Here is a 16400-nt window from a genome sequence, read left to right as displayed (position 1 = left end):
GAGCCGCATGGAGAGGAACCAGAACATGGCACCCAGACGCAGACGCCGCCTCGCGCGGCGGATGTGGACCGCCGTGGTGGCGGCCCTCGCCCTTCCGCTGACCACACTGGCGACCGGCGCGACCCCCGCTCAGGCGGCGGCCGTTCAGTGCAGCGTCGACTACAAGACGAACGACTGGGGCTCCGGCTTCACCGCCGAGCTCACCCTCACCAACCGCGGCACGGAGGCGATCAGCGGCTGGACGCTGACGTACGACTACGCGGGCAACCAGCAGCTCAGCAGCGGCTGGAGCGGTACGTGGTCACAGTCCGGCAGGACGGTCACCGCGAGGAACGCGTCCTGGAACGGGACGATCGGGGTGGGTGCCGCGGTGACGACCGGCGCCCAGTTCACGTACAGCGGCACCAACGCCGCGCCCACGTCCTTCGCCATCAACGGTACGGCCTGCACCGGCGCCCACCAGCCGCCGATCACCGTGCTGACCAGTCCCACCGCGGGTGCCGTGTACTCCCAGGGCGCGGCGGTCCCGCTCGCCGCGACCGCCGCGGCGGCGGACAACGCGACGATCAGCAAGGTCGAGTTCTACGACAACACGACACTGCTGGGCACCGACACCAGCTCGCCGTACTCGCTCTCGGTCAACAGCCTGACCGTGGGCAGTCATTCGCTGCTCGCGAAGGCGTACGACAGCCTGGGCGCGTCGGCGGAGTCCACACCGGTCGGCATCACGGTCGCCTCGGGTCCCGCCGTGGTGGTCTCGCCGACCCAACTGGGCGTCCAGCAGGGCAAGTCGGGAACGTACGACGTGAAGCTCTCGACCCAGCCGTCGGCGAACGTGACCGTGGCGACCGCCCGGGCGAGCGGCAACACGGGCCTGTCCGTCACCGGCGGGGCGTCGCTCACCTTCACGCCGTCGAACTGGAACACCGCCCAGAAGGTGACCGTCACGGCCGCCGCCTCGGGCACCGGTTCGGCGACCTTCGAGTCGACGGCCACCGGGCACGCGAAGGGCGCGGTCACCGTCACGCAGCTCGCCGCGTCGAAGGAGTACGACGCCCGCTTCCTGGAGCTCTACGGGAAGATCACCAACCCGGCGAACGGCTACTTCTCGCCGGAGGGCATCCCGTACCACTCGGTGGAGACACTGATCGTCGAGGCGCCCGACCACGGCCATGAGACGACGTCGGAGGCGTACAGCTATCTGCTGTGGCTCCAGGCCATGTACGGCAAGGTGACCGGCGACTGGTCCAGGTTCAACGGGGCCTGGGAGATCATGGAGAAGTTCATGATCCCCACGAAGGCCGACCAGCCGACGAACTCCTTCTACAACGCCTCGAAGCCGGCGACCTACGCGCCCGAGCACGACACCCCGAACGAGTATCCGGCGCAGCTCGACACCGGTGTGTCGGTCGGCCCCGACCCGATCGCCGCCGAGCTGAAGAGCGCGTACGGCACGGACGACATCTACGGCATGCACTGGCTGCAGGACGTCGACAACGTCTACGGGTACGGCAACTCGCCCGGCAAGTGCGAGGCGGGTCCGACGGACACCGGTCCCTCGTACATCAACACCTTCCAGCGAGGGTCGCAGGAGTCGGTGTGGGAGACCGTGCCGCAGCCGACGTGCGACGCCTTCAAGTACGGCGGTACGAACGGGTACTTGGACCTGTTCACCAAGGACGCCTCGTACGCCAAGCAGTGGAAGTTCACCAACGCCCCGGACGCGGACGCACGGGCCGTGCAGGCCGCGTACTGGGCCGACATCTGGGCCAAGCAGCAGGGCAACGGCTCCGCCGTCACGGCGACCGTCGGCAAGGCCGCGAAGATGGGCGACTATCTCCGCTACTCCATGTACGACAAGTACTTCAAGAAAATCGGCAACTGCGTGGGACCGTCGACCTGCCCGGCCGGCACCGGCAAGGACGCCTCGCACTACCTCCTGAACTGGTACTACGCGTGGGGCGGCGCCACCGACGCCTCGGCGGGCTGGGCCTGGCGCATCGGCTCCAGCCACACCCACGGCGGCTACCAGAACCCCCTGGCGGCGTACGCGCTCAGCTCGTACGCCGATCTGAAGCCCAAGTCGGCGACAGGGCAGGCGGATTGGGCCAAGTCCCTCGACCGGCAGCTGGAGTTCTACCGCTGGCTGCAGTCCAGCGAGGGGGCCATCGCGGGCGGCGCGACCAACAGCTGGCAGGGGCGGTACGCGACGCCTCCCTCCGGCACGCCGACCTTCTACGGCATGTTCTACGACGAGAAGCCCGTCTACCACGACCCGCCGTCCAACCAGTGGTTCGGCTTCCAGGCGTGGTCGATGGAGCGGGTCGCCGAGTACTACCAGCAGACGGGTGACGCGGACGCCAAGGTCGTCCTCGACAAGTGGGTCGACTGGGCGCTGTCCAAGACCACGGTCAACCCGGACGGCTCCTTCCGCATCCCCAACACCCTCCAGTGGTCGGGCAAGCCCGACACCTGGAACGCGTCAAGTCCCGGTGGGAACACGGGACTTCACGTCACCGTCGCCGACTACACGGACGACGTCGGCGTGGCGGCCGCGTACGCCAAGACCCTGACGTACTACGCCGACCGCTCCGGTGACACGCAGGCGGCGACCACGGCCAAGGCGCTGCTCGACGGCATGTGGGACAACAACCAGGACGCGCTGGGCATCGCGGTCCCGGAGACCCGCGCCGACTACAACCGCTTCGACGACGGCGTGTACGTCCCGAGCGGCTGGACCGGAAAGATGCCGAACGGCGACACCATCAACTCGTCGTCGACCTTCGACTCGATCCGCTCGTTCTACGAGGACGATCCGGCCTGGTCGAAGATCGAGGCGTATCTGGCGGGCGGGGCCGCGCCCTCGTTCACGTATCACCGGTTCTGGGCCCAGGCGGATATCGCCCTTGCCATGGGCTCGTACGCGGAGCTTCTCGAATAGCCCCGTCGATCTCCGCGTGGCGCTCCGCGGGTTGGGCGGTACGAAGGCAGCGGGCCTGATGTGGCTGGTCGCGCAGTTCCCCGCGCCCCTGAGGGGCGCGGGGCGCCCAGAGCTTCGCGTGCGCCGGGCCGGACGGTCCCCCACCCCAACGGGGGCCGTCCGGTCCACACGCGCCTTTCGCTTCTTCGTCCCCCCACGCAAGTCCCCCACGCAAGGAAAGGGTCACCGTGCGAAGAACCCCCGTCCTCACCGCCGTGCTCGGGCTGGCGGCCGGGCTGCTTGCGGGTACGCCGCCCGCGCTGGCCGCGCAGCCCGTCGAGAAAGCCGCGCCTTCGGTGTCCATCGCCGCCGACACGTACACCTGGAAGAACGCGCGCATCGACGGCGGCGGGTTCGTTCCCGGCATCGTCTTCAACCGGTCCGAGAAGAACCTCGCGTACGCCAGGACCGACATCGGTGGCGCCTACCGCTGGCAGGAGTCGTCGAAGAGCTGGACCCCGCTGCTCGACTCGGTGGGCTGGGACCGCTGGGGCCACACCGGAGTCGTGAGCCTGGCCTCGGACGCGGTCGCGCCGAGCAAGGTGTACGCGGCCGTCGGGACGTACACGAACAGCTGGGACCCCGGGAACGGGGCCGTGCTCAGGTCCTCCGACCGGGGCGCGACCTGGCAGAAGGCCGATCTGCCGTTCAAGCTGGGCGGCAACATGCCCGGGCGCGGCATGGGTGAACGGCTCGCTGTCGACCCCCACAAGAACAGCGTGCTGTACCTGGGAGCCCCGAGCGGCAAGGGACTGTGGCGGTCCACTGACTCGGGTGCCACCTGGTCGCAGGTGACGAACTTCCCGAACGTCGGCAACTACGTGCAGGATCCGACCGACACGAGCGGGTACGCCTCCGACAACCAGGGCATCGCCTGGGTGACCTTCGACGAGTCGACGGGCACGGGCACGAACGCCACCGGGACCATCTACGTCGGTGTCGCCGACAAGGACAACGCCGTCTACCGCTCCACCGACGCGGGCGCGACCTGGTCCCGGCTCGCCGGGCAGCCCACGGGATACCTGGCCCACAAGGGGGTCCTGGACGCGACGAACGGCTACCTCTATCTCGCATACAGCGACAAGGGCGGCCCGTACGACGGCGGCAAGGGGCAGCTGTGGCGGTACGCGACGGCCACCGGCACGTGGACGAACATCAGCCCGGTCGCGGAGGCCGACACCTACTACGGCTTCAGCGGGCTGACGGTCGACCGGCAGAAGCCGGGCACGGTCATGGCGACCGCGTACAGCTCCTGGTGGCCGGACACGCAGATCTTCCGTTCCACGGACAGCGGCGGAACCTGGACGAAGGCCTGGGACTACACCTCGTACCCCAACCGCTCGAACCGCTACACGATGGACGTCTCCTCCTCGCCGTGGCTGAGCTGGGGCGCCAATCCGTCGCCGCCCGAGCAGGCGCCCAAACTGGGCTGGATGACCGAGGCGTTGGAGATCGATCCGTTCAACTCGGCCCGGATGATGTACGGGACGGGCGCGACGGTCTACGGCACCGAGAACCTCGGCCAGTGGGACAGCGGCGGCCAGTTCACCATCAAGCCGATGGTCCAGGGGCTGGAGGAGACGGCCGTGAACGACCTGGCCGCTCCCCCGTCCGGCGGGGCCCAACTCCTCAGCGCGCTGGGCGACATCGGCGGCTTCCGGCACACGGACCTCACCAAGGTCCCCTCGATGATGTTCACTTCGCCGAACTTCACCACGACGACGAGCCTCGACTTCGCGGAGTCCAACCCGGGCACGGTGGTGCGGGCCGGCAATCTCGACTCGGGCCCGCATGTGGCTTTCTCGACGGACAACGGCGCCAACTGGTTCGCGGGGACGGACCCTTCGGGTGTGAGTGGCGGCGGCACGGTCGCGGCGGCGTCCGACGGCAGCCGATTCGTGTGGAGTCCGGAGGGCGCGGGCGTCCACTACGCGACGGGCTTCGGCACCTCGTGGTCGGCCTCGACCGGCATCCCGGCCGGTGCGATCGTCGAGTCGGACCGGGTCGACCCGAAGACCTTCTACGGCTTCAAGTCCGGCAAGTTCTACGTCAGTTCGGACGGCGGAGTCTCCTTCACGGCCTCGTCCGCGACCGGGCTGCCGAGCGGCGACAGCGTACGGTTCAAGGCGCTGCCCGGTACGAAGGGTGACGTGTGGCTGGCGGGCGGCGCGAGCGACGGCGCGTACGGGCTGTGGCACTCCACGGACGGCGGCGCGACCTTCACCAAGCTGTCGGGCGTCGAGCAGGCCGACACGATCGGCTTCGGCAAGGCGGCGGCCGGCGCCTCCTACCAGACCCTCTACACGAGCGCGAAGATCGGTGGCGTACGCGGCATCTTCCGCTCCACGGACAAGGGCACGACCTGGACCCGCATCAACGACGACGCACACCAGTGGGGTTGGACCGGCGCGGCCATCACCGGTGATCCGCGCGTCTACGGGCGTGTGTACGTGTCGACGAACGGCCGGGGTGTCATCTACGGCGACTCGTCCGACGCGGACGGCGGAGGCGGGGGCGGTGGAACGGACCCGACACCGACCGGCGCCTGCGCGGTGACGTACAAGATCACGAACCAGTGGTCGGGCGGCTTCCAGGCGGACGTCCAGCTCAGCAACACCGGCTCAAGTCCCTGGAAAGGCTGGGCACTTGGCTGGTCCTTCCCCAACGGCCAGGGTGTCACCCAGGTGTGGAACGCGGAGCACACCCAGTCCGGAGCGACGGTCACCATGAAGAACCTGGGCTGGAACGCGAATGTCGCGGCCGGTTCATCGGTGAGCTTCGGCTTCACGGGCAGCTGGTCGGGAACGAACGGAAAACCGACGGCATTCAAGCTCGGCGACCAGTCCTGCACGGTGACCTGACAACCGGGCCGGACGAACGGGAGGGCGCGGGCCGGATGAGGCTCGCGCTCTCCCTCCGTCCACCTTGGTTCAGGTGGGCGCGCAAGCGCAGCGTGATCCCCGCGGCATTCGTCCTATTGCTCGTCGGGGCCGGCATCGGAGCGTCCGGCGGGGAGGACTCCGGCAAGGGGGCGTCCGCGCGGCCGACCGTCACCGTGACCGCCAGCCCCGCCGAGCTGAAAGCCGACGCCGAACCGGCACCGGAGGTCACGGTCACCGAAACGGAGACCGTCACGGCGAAGCCGTCGAAGAAGCCCGCGCCGAAGGTCGCCACCATCCCCGGCGACGGAACCTTCGTCGTCGGAGACGACATCAAGGCAGGCACCTACAAGACGGCGGGCGCCGAGGATTCGGTGATCCCGAACTGCTACTGGGCGCGGCTGAAGGGCACGTCGGGCGACTTCGAGGACATCATCACCAACGGCAACGTCAAGGGCCCCACCACGGTCACCATCTCCAGCAGCGACGGGGCGTTCCAGTCCACCGGATGCCAGACGTGGAAGAAGGTCGGCTGACGGGCGGTACGCGATCTGAAACAGATCTCCCCGAACGCTCCCCAGCTTTGGCGGCTCAAGAGAGTGGCGGCCACCCCACGAGCTCGGATGGCCGCCCCTCATCTCACCACCGGAACCCGTTTCAGCAGGTCACGGCGTGTAGACCGTCGGCCTGGGGGCCGTCGGCATGCCGTTGCCGATGAAGAAGCTCGGGTGCGGGGGCTGGTTGTAGGCGGTGTTCTGCCACGCGATGCCCGTGCGGTACATCGGGTCGTGGAGGAGGGTCGTGATCTTCGTGGTGGTCTCGTTCGGGGTGGAGTAGATGCGCAGGGCCGTGTTGTCGCTGGTGGCCCAGACGACCTCCTCGCGCCAGTCGCCGAAGAGGTCGCCGGACAGCGCCGGGGTCGCCTTCGTGCCGTTGTTGGAGTGGACCGAGGCGCCGGTCAGCAGGCGGGTCTCGCCGGATGTGCCGTACTTGTCGATGCGGGTGGCGTCCAGGAGTTCGCGGGTGGTGTCTCCGTCCCACCAGGACAGGAAGTTGACGGAGGACGGCTCGCGGCCTTTGGTTGCGCCGGACTCGTCGCGGATGTTCGTGTCGGAGGCGGACCACATCTCGGCGCCGTCGTTGCCGGCGTAGATGTCCCCCGCCACTCCCCGGCCGTTGTCGCAGCAGGCGGCGAGCTGCCAGCGGATCGCGCCGTTGGCGGGGTTGATGTACAACTCGGCGGGCTGGGAGGTGGATTCGGAGACCTTGAAGTACTCAAGGCCCGACGTCCCCGGGTCCAGGTCACCCAGGTGCTGGGCGTCGCCGTGGCCGGTCCTCGTGGTCCACAGGCCGTTGCCGTTGTCGTCGACGGCCATCGCCCCGTAGACGATCTCGTCCTTGCCGTCGTTGTCGACGTCGCCGACGGAGAGGCTGTGCGAGCCCTGGCCGTCGAAGCCCTTGCCGGTGTTGGTCGAGGAGTTGGTGTCGAAGGTCCAGCGCCGCGTGAACGCCCCGTTGCGCCAGTCCCAGGCCGCGATCACCGAACGCGTGTAGTAGCCGCGGGCCATGATGAGCGAGGGCCGGGCGCCGTCCAGATAGGCGGTACCGGCGAGGAAGCGGTCCACACGGTTGCCGTACGAGTCGCCCCACGACGAGACCGTGCCGCGCGCCGGGACGTAGTCGACGCTCTGCATCGCCCTGCCCGTCTGGCCGTTGAACATGGTCAGGTACTCGGGTCCGGCGAGAACGTATCCGCTGGAGTTGCGGTGGTCGGCGGAGGAGCTGCCGATGACCGCGCCCGTTCCGTCGACCGTGGCGTCGGCGGTCTTCGCGGCCACCTCGGCCTTGCCGTCGCCGTCGTAGTCGTACACCTGGAACTGGGTGTAGTGCGCGCCCGAGCGGATGTTGCGCCCCAGGTCGATGCGCCACAGCCGGGTGCCGTCGAGCTTGACGCCGTCGATGATCGTGTTGCCGGTGTAGCCGGACTGGGAGTTGTCCTTGGCGTTGGTGGGCTGCCACTTGAGGACGAAGTCGAGCGCGCCGTCGCCGTCGAGGTCGCCGACCGAGGCGTCGTTGGCCTCGTAGGTGTACGCGACGCCGTCGGGGGTCGTGCCACCGGCGGGCGGGCTGATGGGTACGTCCTTGTATCCGGTACGGAACTGGATCGCGTGCACCGAGTCGCCCTGCTCGACGCCGCCCACGATCGCGCGGACCGTGTAGTCGGCCTGGGAGGGCGCGCCCGCGTGGAAGTAGTTCGTCGAGCCGGTGACCGGGGTCGAGTTGACCTTCGTACCCGCCCGGTAGACGTTGAACGACACGTCGTTCGGGTCGGTGCCGAGCCAGCGCCAGGTGACGAGGTTGCCGGCATCGGTGTGGACGCTGACCACACCCCGGTCCAGCTTCTCGACCTGGCGCGCGGTCGCGGCATGCGCCGGAGTCGCGGTGAGCGAGGTGAGACCTGCGGCGGCGAGGGCGCCTGCGACGACGGTGGTGAGGAGAAGCCTGGTCCTGCTGCTGCGTCTGCGTTGCGGGTGCTGCACGGTGACGTACCTCCTGAGAGGGGGCAGACGGGTTCTGCTACCTCAGTTGCCGCTGGGGGCACGGGAGTTGCCGCGATTCGGCAAGCGCTCTCTATACGTCCTGCGTGGGGGTTGCCTTGTACGTGCGGGATACGTCGTACGTGCGGGACAGTGCGGCGACCGTCCCGGCGATGCGGTCGCGCAACTCGGCCGGTTCCAGTACCTCGACGTCCGTGCCGAGGCGGAGGAACTCGCCGTGTGCGTGGTCGACGGACTCGATGGGGACGGTGACTTGGGTCCAACCGTCCTTGTCCGTACGGCCGTTGGCCCGTACAGCGTCACCCGCCGGTCCGGTGAGACGGGCTCCCGGGGCGAGCCGGATCACCGCCTCGCCCCGATGCAGCCGGTCGTGGAAGTCCCGCTGGTACGACGTCCAGTACGCGGCGAGGTCGAAGTCGTCGGGGCGGGTGAACTCCTCGCCGGACGCGGCCAGTTCGAGGATCTGGTCGACCCGGAACGTACGCGGTCCGGGCCCCGCGACGACGTACCAACGGCCCGCCTTGAGGACGAGGCCGTACGGTTCGAGGCGGCGTTCCACGTCGGTGGGCTCGCGCCAGCGGCGGTACAGGACGTTCAGAACGCGGCTGTTCCAGACCGCGTCGGCGACGGCGGGGAGGTACGGGGCTCCCCCGCTGTCGGTGTCGGCGTACCAGCCGGGTGCGTCCAGGTGGAAGCGGCCACTGATGCGGTCGGCGTGCTCGCGCAGCTCGCGTGGGAGGGCGGCGCGCACCTTGAGCTGGGCGGCGGCGAGGACCGGGCCGAGGCCCAGCTCGGCGGCGGGTCCGGGCGCGCCCGCGAGGAACAGGGCCTCCGCCTCGCCCGCGGTGAGGCCGGTCAGCCGGGTGCGGTAGCCGTCGAGCAGGCGGTAACCGCCCGCGTGTCCCGCGTCGCCGTACAGCGGGACGCCTGCCTCGCTCAGTGCCTCGACGTCCCGGTAGACCGTGCGCACCGAGACCTCCAGCTCCTCGGCGAGGTCGGCGGCGGTCATCCGGCCCCGGGTCTGGAGGAGCAGGAGGATCGAGACGAGGCGGGCTGATTTCACCTCCCCAGAATGCCAGGCTTCACTGACAGGAGATGTCAGTGAAGCGGCCATAGCGTCCTCTTCATGGCTTCCAAGACCTCCAAGACCTCCGCGACCCCCAAGGGCTCCAAGGCCTCCGAGACCTCCGCGGCCTCCCTGACCTCCGTGACCTCCGTGACCTCGAAGAACTTCGCGGAGAAGCTGCTGACCGTGCCGCCGCCCATCGAGGTGGCAGGGCGGCGGATCAAGCGCTACCACGTGACCGCCGACCCCGCGGGGATCGCGCCCGACGTGCAGGAGGCGGCGTACGCGATGCTGCCCAAGCTGCTGCCGGAAGCGGACGGCACGCCGCCCGCGACGTTCGTCGTGCTGCACCGGGGCGCCGACGACGGTGCCTATCTGAACGCGTACAGCTGGGTGTGGGACAACGTCCTGCACTTCAAGGGTGCCTCGGCGGGTCAGCCGGTGCTCGGCTGTCCGGACCGGGACCCGACGCACTTCATCGCGCCCGACCTGCCGTGGATCGGCTGTGTCTGGGAGCTGCCGCCGATCCTGCACGAACGCGACGCCTGGGTACGGCACATGCTCGCGCCCGACGCCCCCGACCTCGACGCCTACATGGCCGACTGCCTGTCCGAGGGCACGACTGGAGACCGTTCATGAGCACGCCGCACGACTTCGACTTCTTCGTCGGCGAGTGGGACGTGGCCCACCGCCGCCGCACCGACTTCCTGGACGCCGGGAGCGGCTGGGAGGAGTTCCCGGCCACGAATCGCTGCTGGAGCCTGTTCGACGGGGCAGGCAACATCGACGAGATGGAGGTGCCCGGCCAGGGGTGGAAGGGGCTGACCCTGCGGCTGCGCGACCGGGAGACCGGGCAGTGGTCGCTGAACTGGTCCAGCAGTCGCAGCGGCCGGCTGTTCCCGCCCGTGATCGGCCGATTCACGGACGGGCGGGGCGAGTTCTACGGCGACGACACACACGACGGCAAGGACGTGCGTGTCCGGTACGTGTGGTCGGGGATCTCGGCGACCACGGCCCGCTGGGAGCAGGCGTTCTCCGTGGACGGCGAGAAGACGTGGGTGACCAACTGGGTCATGGACTTCACGCGCCGGCACGCGGCGGGCCGAGGTGCTGCCCCGGCTTTCGGAACGCCCGCAGCTTGAACTTCGGGTCAGGGCGCGGGACTTGCTGGTCCGGTAACTGTTCCAGGCGTTGCGCGAGCTTCTCGGTGAGGGGCGCGCCCGGGGGCAGCAGCGTGTACCAGCCGCGCCGTACGTCGGCGGCGGCCCGTGCCGGAGCCCGGCCCTGGCCGTAGCCTCGGAAGCACGCCCGGCCCGCCGGGATCAGGGCGTGCCGGGCGGCGAAGGACCCCACGAGGTCGTCGCGGTCCCGGGCCGCGCGGCGCGGGCGCGGGGCCATCACCGCGTCGATGTCGCTGCGGACGTCGTGCGAGGCGGCCTTGTCGACGGTCGTGACGAAGACACCGCCGGGCCGCAGCACCCGGGCCGCCTCGGCGACGACCCGCTCCGCGTCGTCCAGCAGATGCAACAGCCAGACGGCCGTTACGGCACCGAACGAGGCGTCGGGAAAAGGGAGTTGGCGGGTGTCCGCGAGGACCACACGGCCGGGTACGCGCTCGGCGGCCCGCCGCAGCATGCCGTACGCCGCGTCGGCGCCCGCCACATCGAGACCGGCCGCCGCGAGCCTGCGCGTCACGATTCCGGTGCCGCAGGCGATGTCCAGGAGGTTGCCCGTGCCCTCGGGGATCAGTCCGAGTACGGCACTCGCTGCCGCGGCGGCACGGGCTTCGCCGCCGCGGGACACGTCGTACCGCTCGGCTTCCTTGTCGTAGTCGAACACCAGCGGGCTCAATGCGCGCCGTGCCCGGCGGCGAGGTCCTCGACCCGGCGGGCCAGGTCGAAGTCCAGCTCGGTGACGGCTCCGCCCACGCTGTGCGTGTTCACGGTGAGGGAGACCGTGTGGTAACCGAGCGTGAGGTCGGAGTGGTGGTCCAGCTCGTCCTGCACCTGGGCGATGTGCACGACCAGCGCGGCCGCCGCGAAGTGCGAGCCGAGCTGGTAGGAGCGGGCGATCCGGTCTCCGTCCAGGGACCAGCCTGGCAGCTCCGCGAGCCGGTCCTCGATCTCCTTCTGCGACAGCGGTGCAGGGGGCATGATCGCGCTCCTTCCATGACGTCCGGATCTCTTCAGCGTGCCACAGTCCGGGCGTCCCGTCCCTGGTCAGGCGCGTCCGGCGCAAGGGCGGGGTAGGCATTCGGCCGCTCGGCGGCTCATCGACTCCCGGGGTGCGGATCGACTACGGTCGGTGCATGACCGCCGCCGCCGCGTCCGCCTCCCCGTCCGCTGCCAGGTCCACTCCCACGTCCGCTGCCACGTCCACCGGCGCCTCCGCGGTCGACAAAGGTGTCGGTCCGCTGCTGCGCGGCTGGCGGGAGCAGCGTCGGGTCAGCCAGCTGGAGCTGGCCCTGCGGGCCGGGTCGTCGGCGCGGCACATCAGCTTCGTCGAGACGGGCCGCTCCCGCCCGAGCGAGGAGATGGTGCTGCGGCTGGCCGAGCACCTGGACGTACCCGTGCGGGACCGCAACGCCCTTCTGCTGGCGGCCGGTTACGCGCCCCGCTATCCCGAGACGCCGCTCGACGATCCGGCGCTGGACGCGTTGCGCGAGGGCGTGGAGCGGCTGATCCAGGGCTACGAGCCCTATCCGGCGTTCGTGGTGGACGCGACGTACAACGTGGTCGCCGCCAACCGGGGCATCGCCATGCTGCTCGACACCGTGCCCGAACACCTCCTCGCCCCGCCGCTGAACGCGATGCGGCTGACACTGCACCCGGAGGGTCTGGCACCGAGGATCCGCAATCTGCGGGAGTGGCGCGGCCATCTGCTGGCCCAGATGGAGCGCGACATCGCCCTGCGCCGTTCCGAGCCGCTGCGTGCGCTGTACGAGGAGGTGGCGGCGTATCCGTGTCCCGCCGAGGGCTCTCCCAGGAGCGAGAACGAGAGCGATAACGGAAGCGGTAACGAGAGCGACGAGGGGCCCGGGGAGGCCGTCCCCTACTTCGCCCTGCCGATGCAGATCGAGCACGACGGACGGGTGCTGTCCTTCATCTCGTCCATCTCGACGTTCAACACGCCCATGGACGTGACCGTCGCCGAGCTGGCCATCGAGACACTGCTCCCGGCCGACCCTGCGACGGTCAAGTACCTTCAGTCGCTGATGTCCTGAGGGACAGTCAGCGCTCGCAGCGCCACGTACTGCGCCAGCGCGAATCCCGCAACGGTCAGTGCCTGCAAGGGAATCCACACCGCTCCCGCGGTGCTCGGCGACAGCCAGACGGCGAGCGCGACGAAACTCAACACCGCCCAGGCGAGGTTGATCTCGATCACGGCCCGTACCGGGAGGACCGGCGGCTGTCGGCGCGAGGACAGCCAGGCGACGCCCGCCGCGTACACCGTGAGAACCAGGCCGAGGGCCAGCAACAGCCCTGAGTCGATGTCGAGCAGCCGCCCCAGCGGTCCGGACGCGGCGAGGTAGGCGACGCCGTTCACGCCGGTCACCGCCGCGTCGAGCGCCAGGAAGCGGCGGAGCATGGTCTGCGGCTCGGTGGTGCGGGCCAGGGTGGCGAACTGGGTTGCGGACATGGCGGATCACCCTCCGTCGAGGTCATGGCGGAATAGTGGGACCCGGTTCCCGGACCGGAGTGCGCCGGCCCGGAAACCGGTACATCCACCATGACGTGCGCCCCGGGTGACGGTCGATTACCGCTGAGGTAATGACAACGCTCCGGATCAGGTGAGGGTTGAGCGGGAACATGGCACACTTCTGGCCATGCTCGGCGCTTGGGGAGGCGTGGCGTGAGTGAAAGGCGTCCTGCGCCGACCGTGGGGCAGGTGGTGCTGGGTAGACGGCTGCAGGAGTTGCGCGAGGCGTCCGGTCTGAGACGGGACGAGGCCGCGCGGATCCTGCGGGTCACGGGCGCGACCATCCGCCGCATGGAGATGGCCGAGGTCTCGCTGAAGATTCCGTACGTCCAGGTGCTCCTGTCGACGTACGGCGTGCCCGACGAGGAGATCGCGGCGTTCGTCCGGCTGACCGAGGAGGCGAACCAGCCGGGCTGGTGGCAGCGCTTCCACGACGTCCTGCCTGACTGGTTCAGCATGCATGTGAGCCTGGAGGGCGCGGCCTCGATCATCCGGTCGTACGAGCCGCACTTCGTGCCCGGGCTGCTGCAGACCGAGGACTACGCGCGTGCGGTCCTTGAGGCCGGCACGGTCGGGCAGACCGGGCCCGAGGAGATCGAGCGCCATGTGTCCCTGCGGATGGCCCGGCAGAAGCTGCTGACCGGGGACCGGCCGCCGCACCTCTGGGTGATCATGGAGGAAACGGTCCTGCGGCGGCCGGTCAGTATCCGCTCCGAGGTGATGGCCGACCAGCTCGACCATCTGCTGGAGGCCGTCGAGAACGACCACATCACCCTGCAGATCGCCGAGTTCGCGGCCGGGCCGCATCCGGGGACGTACGCGCCGTTCGTGCTGTTCCGCTTCGCGGAGCCGGAGCTTCCCGACATGGTTTACACCGAGTATCTGACCGGGGCGCTGTATCTCGACTCCCGCAACGAGGTGGCCGCGCACTTGGAGGTGCTGGACCATATGACCACCGGGGCGGCCGGTGCGCGGCGGACCGCGGAGTTGATTCGGGCCCGGCGGGCCGATTTCTAGGGTGTTCGGCTCGTTGTTGGTTGTTGGGTGACGGCCGTCGTGGGGTGGTTGCGCAGTTCCCCGCGCCCCTAGGGGGTGGGGGTTGCCGTTGGTTGTTGGGGGACGGCCGTCCGTGGCTTCGTGCGCAGTTCCCCGCGCCCCTGAGGGGGGTTGGGGCTGCCGTTGGTTGTTAGGTGACGGCCGTCCGTGGCTTCGTGCGCGGTTCCCCGCGCCCCTGGGGGGGGCTGGTGGGGGTGGACCCCTCAGGTTGGGTTGTCCTTGGTGGTGTTGCCGGGCTCGCTCGGCTTGTTCTCGTTGGGGTCCTTCTCGTCGTCGACGATTTCCGCGTCGACCACGCCCTCCTCGTCGTTCGGTGGGGGCTGTTCGGTGGGGGGCTGGTCCTGTGGGGGTGACTGCTGGGCCTGGGCGTACATGGCCTGGCCCATCTTCTGGCTGACGGTGGCCAGTTTCTCGACGCCGGTGCGCAGGGTGTTCGTGTCCGTGGTCTCCCGTTGTTCCAGGAGGGCCTTCAGTTCGGCGATCGCGGACTCGACCTCGGTCTTCGTGTCGTCGGACGGGATGCGCTCTTCGTTCTCGCGGATGAACTTCTCGGTCTGGTACACGAGTTGCTCGGCCTGGTTGCGGGTCTCCGCGGCCTCGCGGCGCCCGCGGTCCTCGTCGGCGTACTGCTCGGCCTCGCGCATCATGCGGTCGATGTCGTCCTTGGGGAGCGCCGAGCCGCCCGTGACGGTCATCTTCTGTTCGCGGCCGGTCGCGAGGTCCTTCGCCGAGACGTGCATGATGCCGTTGGCGTCGATGTCGAAGGCGACCTCGATCTGCGGGACCCCGCGGGGCGAGGGCGGCAGCCCGGTGAGGTCGAAGACGCCCAACTTCTTGTTGTAGGCGGCGATCTCACGCTCGCCCTGGAAGACCTGGATGCCGACCGAGGGCTGGTTGTCCGTGGCGGTGGTGAAGATCTCCGAACGCCTCGTGGGAATGGTCGTGTTGCGCTCGATGAGCTTCGTCATGATGCCGCCCTTGGTCTCGATGCCCAGGGACAGCGGGGTGACGTCGAGGAGCAGGACGTCCTTCACGTCGCCGCGGATGACGCCCGCCTGGAGGGCCGCGCCGAGGGCCACGACCTCGTCCGGGTTGACGCCCTTGTGCGGGTCCTTGCCGGTGAGTTCCTTCACCAGCTCGGTCACCGCGGGCATCCGGGTGGAGCCGCCGACGAGGATGACGTGGTCGACCGCGGAGAGCTTCACGCCCGCGTCCTTGACCGCCTGGTGGAAGGGGTTCTTGCAGCGGTCGAGCAAGTCGGCGGTGAGCTCCTGGAACTGAGCGCGCGTCAGTTTCTCGTCGAGGTGCAGCGGGCCCTCGGCGGAGGCGGTGATGTAGGGCAGGTTGATGGACGTCTCGGTGGACGAGGACAGCTCGATCTTGGCCTTCTCCGCGCCCTCGCGCAGCCGCTGGAGCGCCATCTTGTCCTGGCCGAGGTCGATGCCGTACGAGCCCTTGAAGCGTTTGACGAGGTGCTCGACGATCCGGTGGTCCCAGTCGTCGCCGCCCAGTTGGGTGTCGCCGTTGGTGGCCTTGACCTCGATGACGCCGTCGCCGATCTCCAGGAGCGAGACGTCGAAGGTCCCGCCGCCCAGGTCGAAGACGAGGACGGTCTGCTCCTCGCCGCGGTCGAGTCCGTACGCGAGGGCCGCGGCCGTCGGTTCGTTGATGATCCGCAGGACCTTCAGGCCCGCGATCTCGCCGGCCTCCTTGGTGGCCTGACGCTGGGTGTCGTCGAAGTAGGCGGGCACGGTGATCACCGCGTCGGTGACGTCCTCGCCGAGATACGCCTCGGCGTCCCGCTTCAGTTTCTGGAGCACGCGCGCGGACAGTTCCTGCGCGCGGTAGCGGGTGCCGTCGATCGTGCCGCTGTCGGGGAACCGCCAACTCGGTTCGCCCATATGGCGTTTGACGGAGCGCGCGGTGCGCTCGACGTTCGTCACGGCCTGCCGTTTGGCGACCTCACCCACGAGGACCTCGCTGTTCTTGGCGAAAGCCACCACCGAGGGGGTGGTGCGCGCGCCCTCGGCGTTGGCGACGACCGTGGGGTCACCCCCTTCCAGAACAGCCACCACCGAGTTGGTGGTACCGAGATCGATCCCGACCGCACGTGCCATGTCCGTCCCCTTCCGCCCGGGCTTAACGCCTACCATCACAAAACT

Annotated in this window: 13 protein-coding genes; 7 read left to right on the top strand and 6 right to left on the bottom strand. The window is 69.4% G+C overall.

Annotated elements, in window-relative coordinates; genetic code table 11:
* Positions 1 to 25: 25 nt before the first annotated feature.
* From ACN20J_RS40050 to ACN20J_RS40040, 3 genes are all read left to right on the top strand, one after another.
* Positions 26 to 2941: a glycoside hydrolase family 48 protein gene (locus ACN20J_RS40050; protein ID WP_361918593.1), complete on the top strand. Its 2916-nt coding sequence runs from the start codon at positions 26 to 28 to the stop codon at positions 2939 to 2941.
* 227 nt (positions 2942 to 3168) lie between these two features.
* Entirely contained in the window at positions 3169 to 5841 is a 2673-nt protein-coding gene (locus ACN20J_RS40045; RefSeq protein ID WP_419667814.1) for a cellulose binding domain-containing protein, read from the top strand.
* 92 nt (positions 5842 to 5933) lie between these two features.
* Positions 5934 to 6395, top strand: coding sequence for a hypothetical protein (locus tag ACN20J_RS40040; RefSeq protein ID WP_419667813.1), 462 nt, complete (start codon positions 5934 to 5936; stop codon positions 6393 to 6395).
* Between the two features lie 129 nt (positions 6396 to 6524).
* On the opposite strand, the gene ACN20J_RS40035 is transcribed toward ACN20J_RS40040, so the two are convergent.
* Together ACN20J_RS40035 and ACN20J_RS40030 are read right to left on the bottom strand one after the other, a co-directional pair.
* Complete coding sequence (locus ACN20J_RS40035) at positions 6525 to 8399, bottom strand: rhamnogalacturonan lyase (RefSeq protein WP_419667812.1); 1875 nt, start codon at positions 8397 to 8399, stop codon at positions 6525 to 6527.
* A gap of 91 nt (positions 8400 to 8490) precedes the next feature.
* Positions 8491 to 9480, bottom strand: coding sequence for a helix-turn-helix transcriptional regulator (locus ACN20J_RS40030; RefSeq protein ID WP_419667811.1), 990 nt, complete (start codon positions 9478 to 9480; stop codon positions 8491 to 8493).
* Between the two features lie 63 nt (positions 9481 to 9543).
* Here ACN20J_RS40030 and ACN20J_RS40025 point away from each other — a divergent pair, with 63 nt between their 5' ends.
* Both ACN20J_RS40025 and ACN20J_RS40020 read left to right on the top strand, forming a co-directional pair.
* Positions 9544 to 10122, top strand: coding sequence for a hypothetical protein (locus ACN20J_RS40025; protein ID WP_419667810.1), 579 nt, complete (start codon positions 9544 to 9546; stop codon positions 10120 to 10122).
* Positions 10119 to 10625 (top strand): hypothetical protein, encoded by a 507-nt coding sequence (locus ACN20J_RS40020; RefSeq protein ID WP_419667809.1) that lies wholly within the window; start codon positions 10119 to 10121, stop codon positions 10623 to 10625. The genes ACN20J_RS40025 and ACN20J_RS40020 overlap by 4 nt, the downstream gene beginning before the upstream one ends.
* On the opposite strand, the gene ACN20J_RS40015 is transcribed toward ACN20J_RS40020, so the two are convergent.
* The gene (locus ACN20J_RS40015; RefSeq protein WP_419667808.1) at positions 10564 to 11322 is read right to left on the bottom strand and encodes a class I SAM-dependent methyltransferase; all 759 of its coding nucleotides are present in this window, start codon (positions 11320 to 11322) and stop codon (positions 10564 to 10566) included. The two genes, ACN20J_RS40020 and ACN20J_RS40015, sit on opposite strands and share 62 nt — an antisense overlap.
* Before the next feature lie 8 nt (positions 11323 to 11330).
* Positions 11331 to 11636 (bottom strand): 4a-hydroxytetrahydrobiopterin dehydratase, encoded by a 306-nt coding sequence (locus ACN20J_RS40010; RefSeq protein ID WP_189840950.1) that lies wholly within the window; start codon positions 11634 to 11636, stop codon positions 11331 to 11333.
* A gap of 155 nt (positions 11637 to 11791) precedes the next feature.
* On the opposite strand from ACN20J_RS40010, the gene ACN20J_RS40005 reads away from it, so the two are divergent.
* The gene (locus ACN20J_RS40005) at positions 11792 to 12706 is read left to right on the top strand and encodes a helix-turn-helix domain-containing protein (protein WP_189840949.1); all 915 of its coding nucleotides are present in this window, start codon (positions 11792 to 11794) and stop codon (positions 12704 to 12706) included.
* Here ACN20J_RS40005 and ACN20J_RS40000 read toward each other — a convergent pair.
* Entirely contained in the window at positions 12688 to 13122 is a 435-nt protein-coding gene (locus tag ACN20J_RS40000) for a hypothetical protein (protein ID WP_419667807.1), read from the bottom strand. The two genes, ACN20J_RS40005 and ACN20J_RS40000, sit on opposite strands and share 19 nt — an antisense overlap.
* A 213-nt stretch (positions 13123 to 13335) precedes the next feature.
* Here ACN20J_RS40000 and ACN20J_RS39995 point away from each other — a divergent pair, with 213 nt between their 5' ends.
* Positions 13336 to 14199 carry a helix-turn-helix domain-containing protein gene (locus tag ACN20J_RS39995; RefSeq protein WP_189840947.1) on the top strand — a complete coding sequence of 288 codons (864 nt, stop codon included), beginning with the start codon at positions 13336 to 13338 and terminating at the stop codon, positions 14197 to 14199.
* A gap of 242 nt (positions 14200 to 14441) precedes the next feature.
* Here ACN20J_RS39995 and dnaK read toward each other — a convergent pair whose 3' ends face one another.
* Positions 14442 to 16355: a molecular chaperone DnaK gene (gene dnaK, locus ACN20J_RS39990; protein WP_419667806.1), complete on the bottom strand. Its 1914-nt coding sequence runs from the start codon at positions 16353 to 16355 to the stop codon at positions 14442 to 14444.
* Positions 16356 to 16400: the final 45 nt, after the last annotated feature.

It is taken from the genome of Streptomyces sp. 2-1 (assembly GCF_048564895.1).
GTDB classification, from domain to species: Bacteria; Actinomycetota; Actinomycetes; order Streptomycetales; family Streptomycetaceae; genus Streptomyces; species Streptomyces phaeochromogenes.
This window is presented reverse-complemented; position numbering and strand designations above follow the sequence as displayed.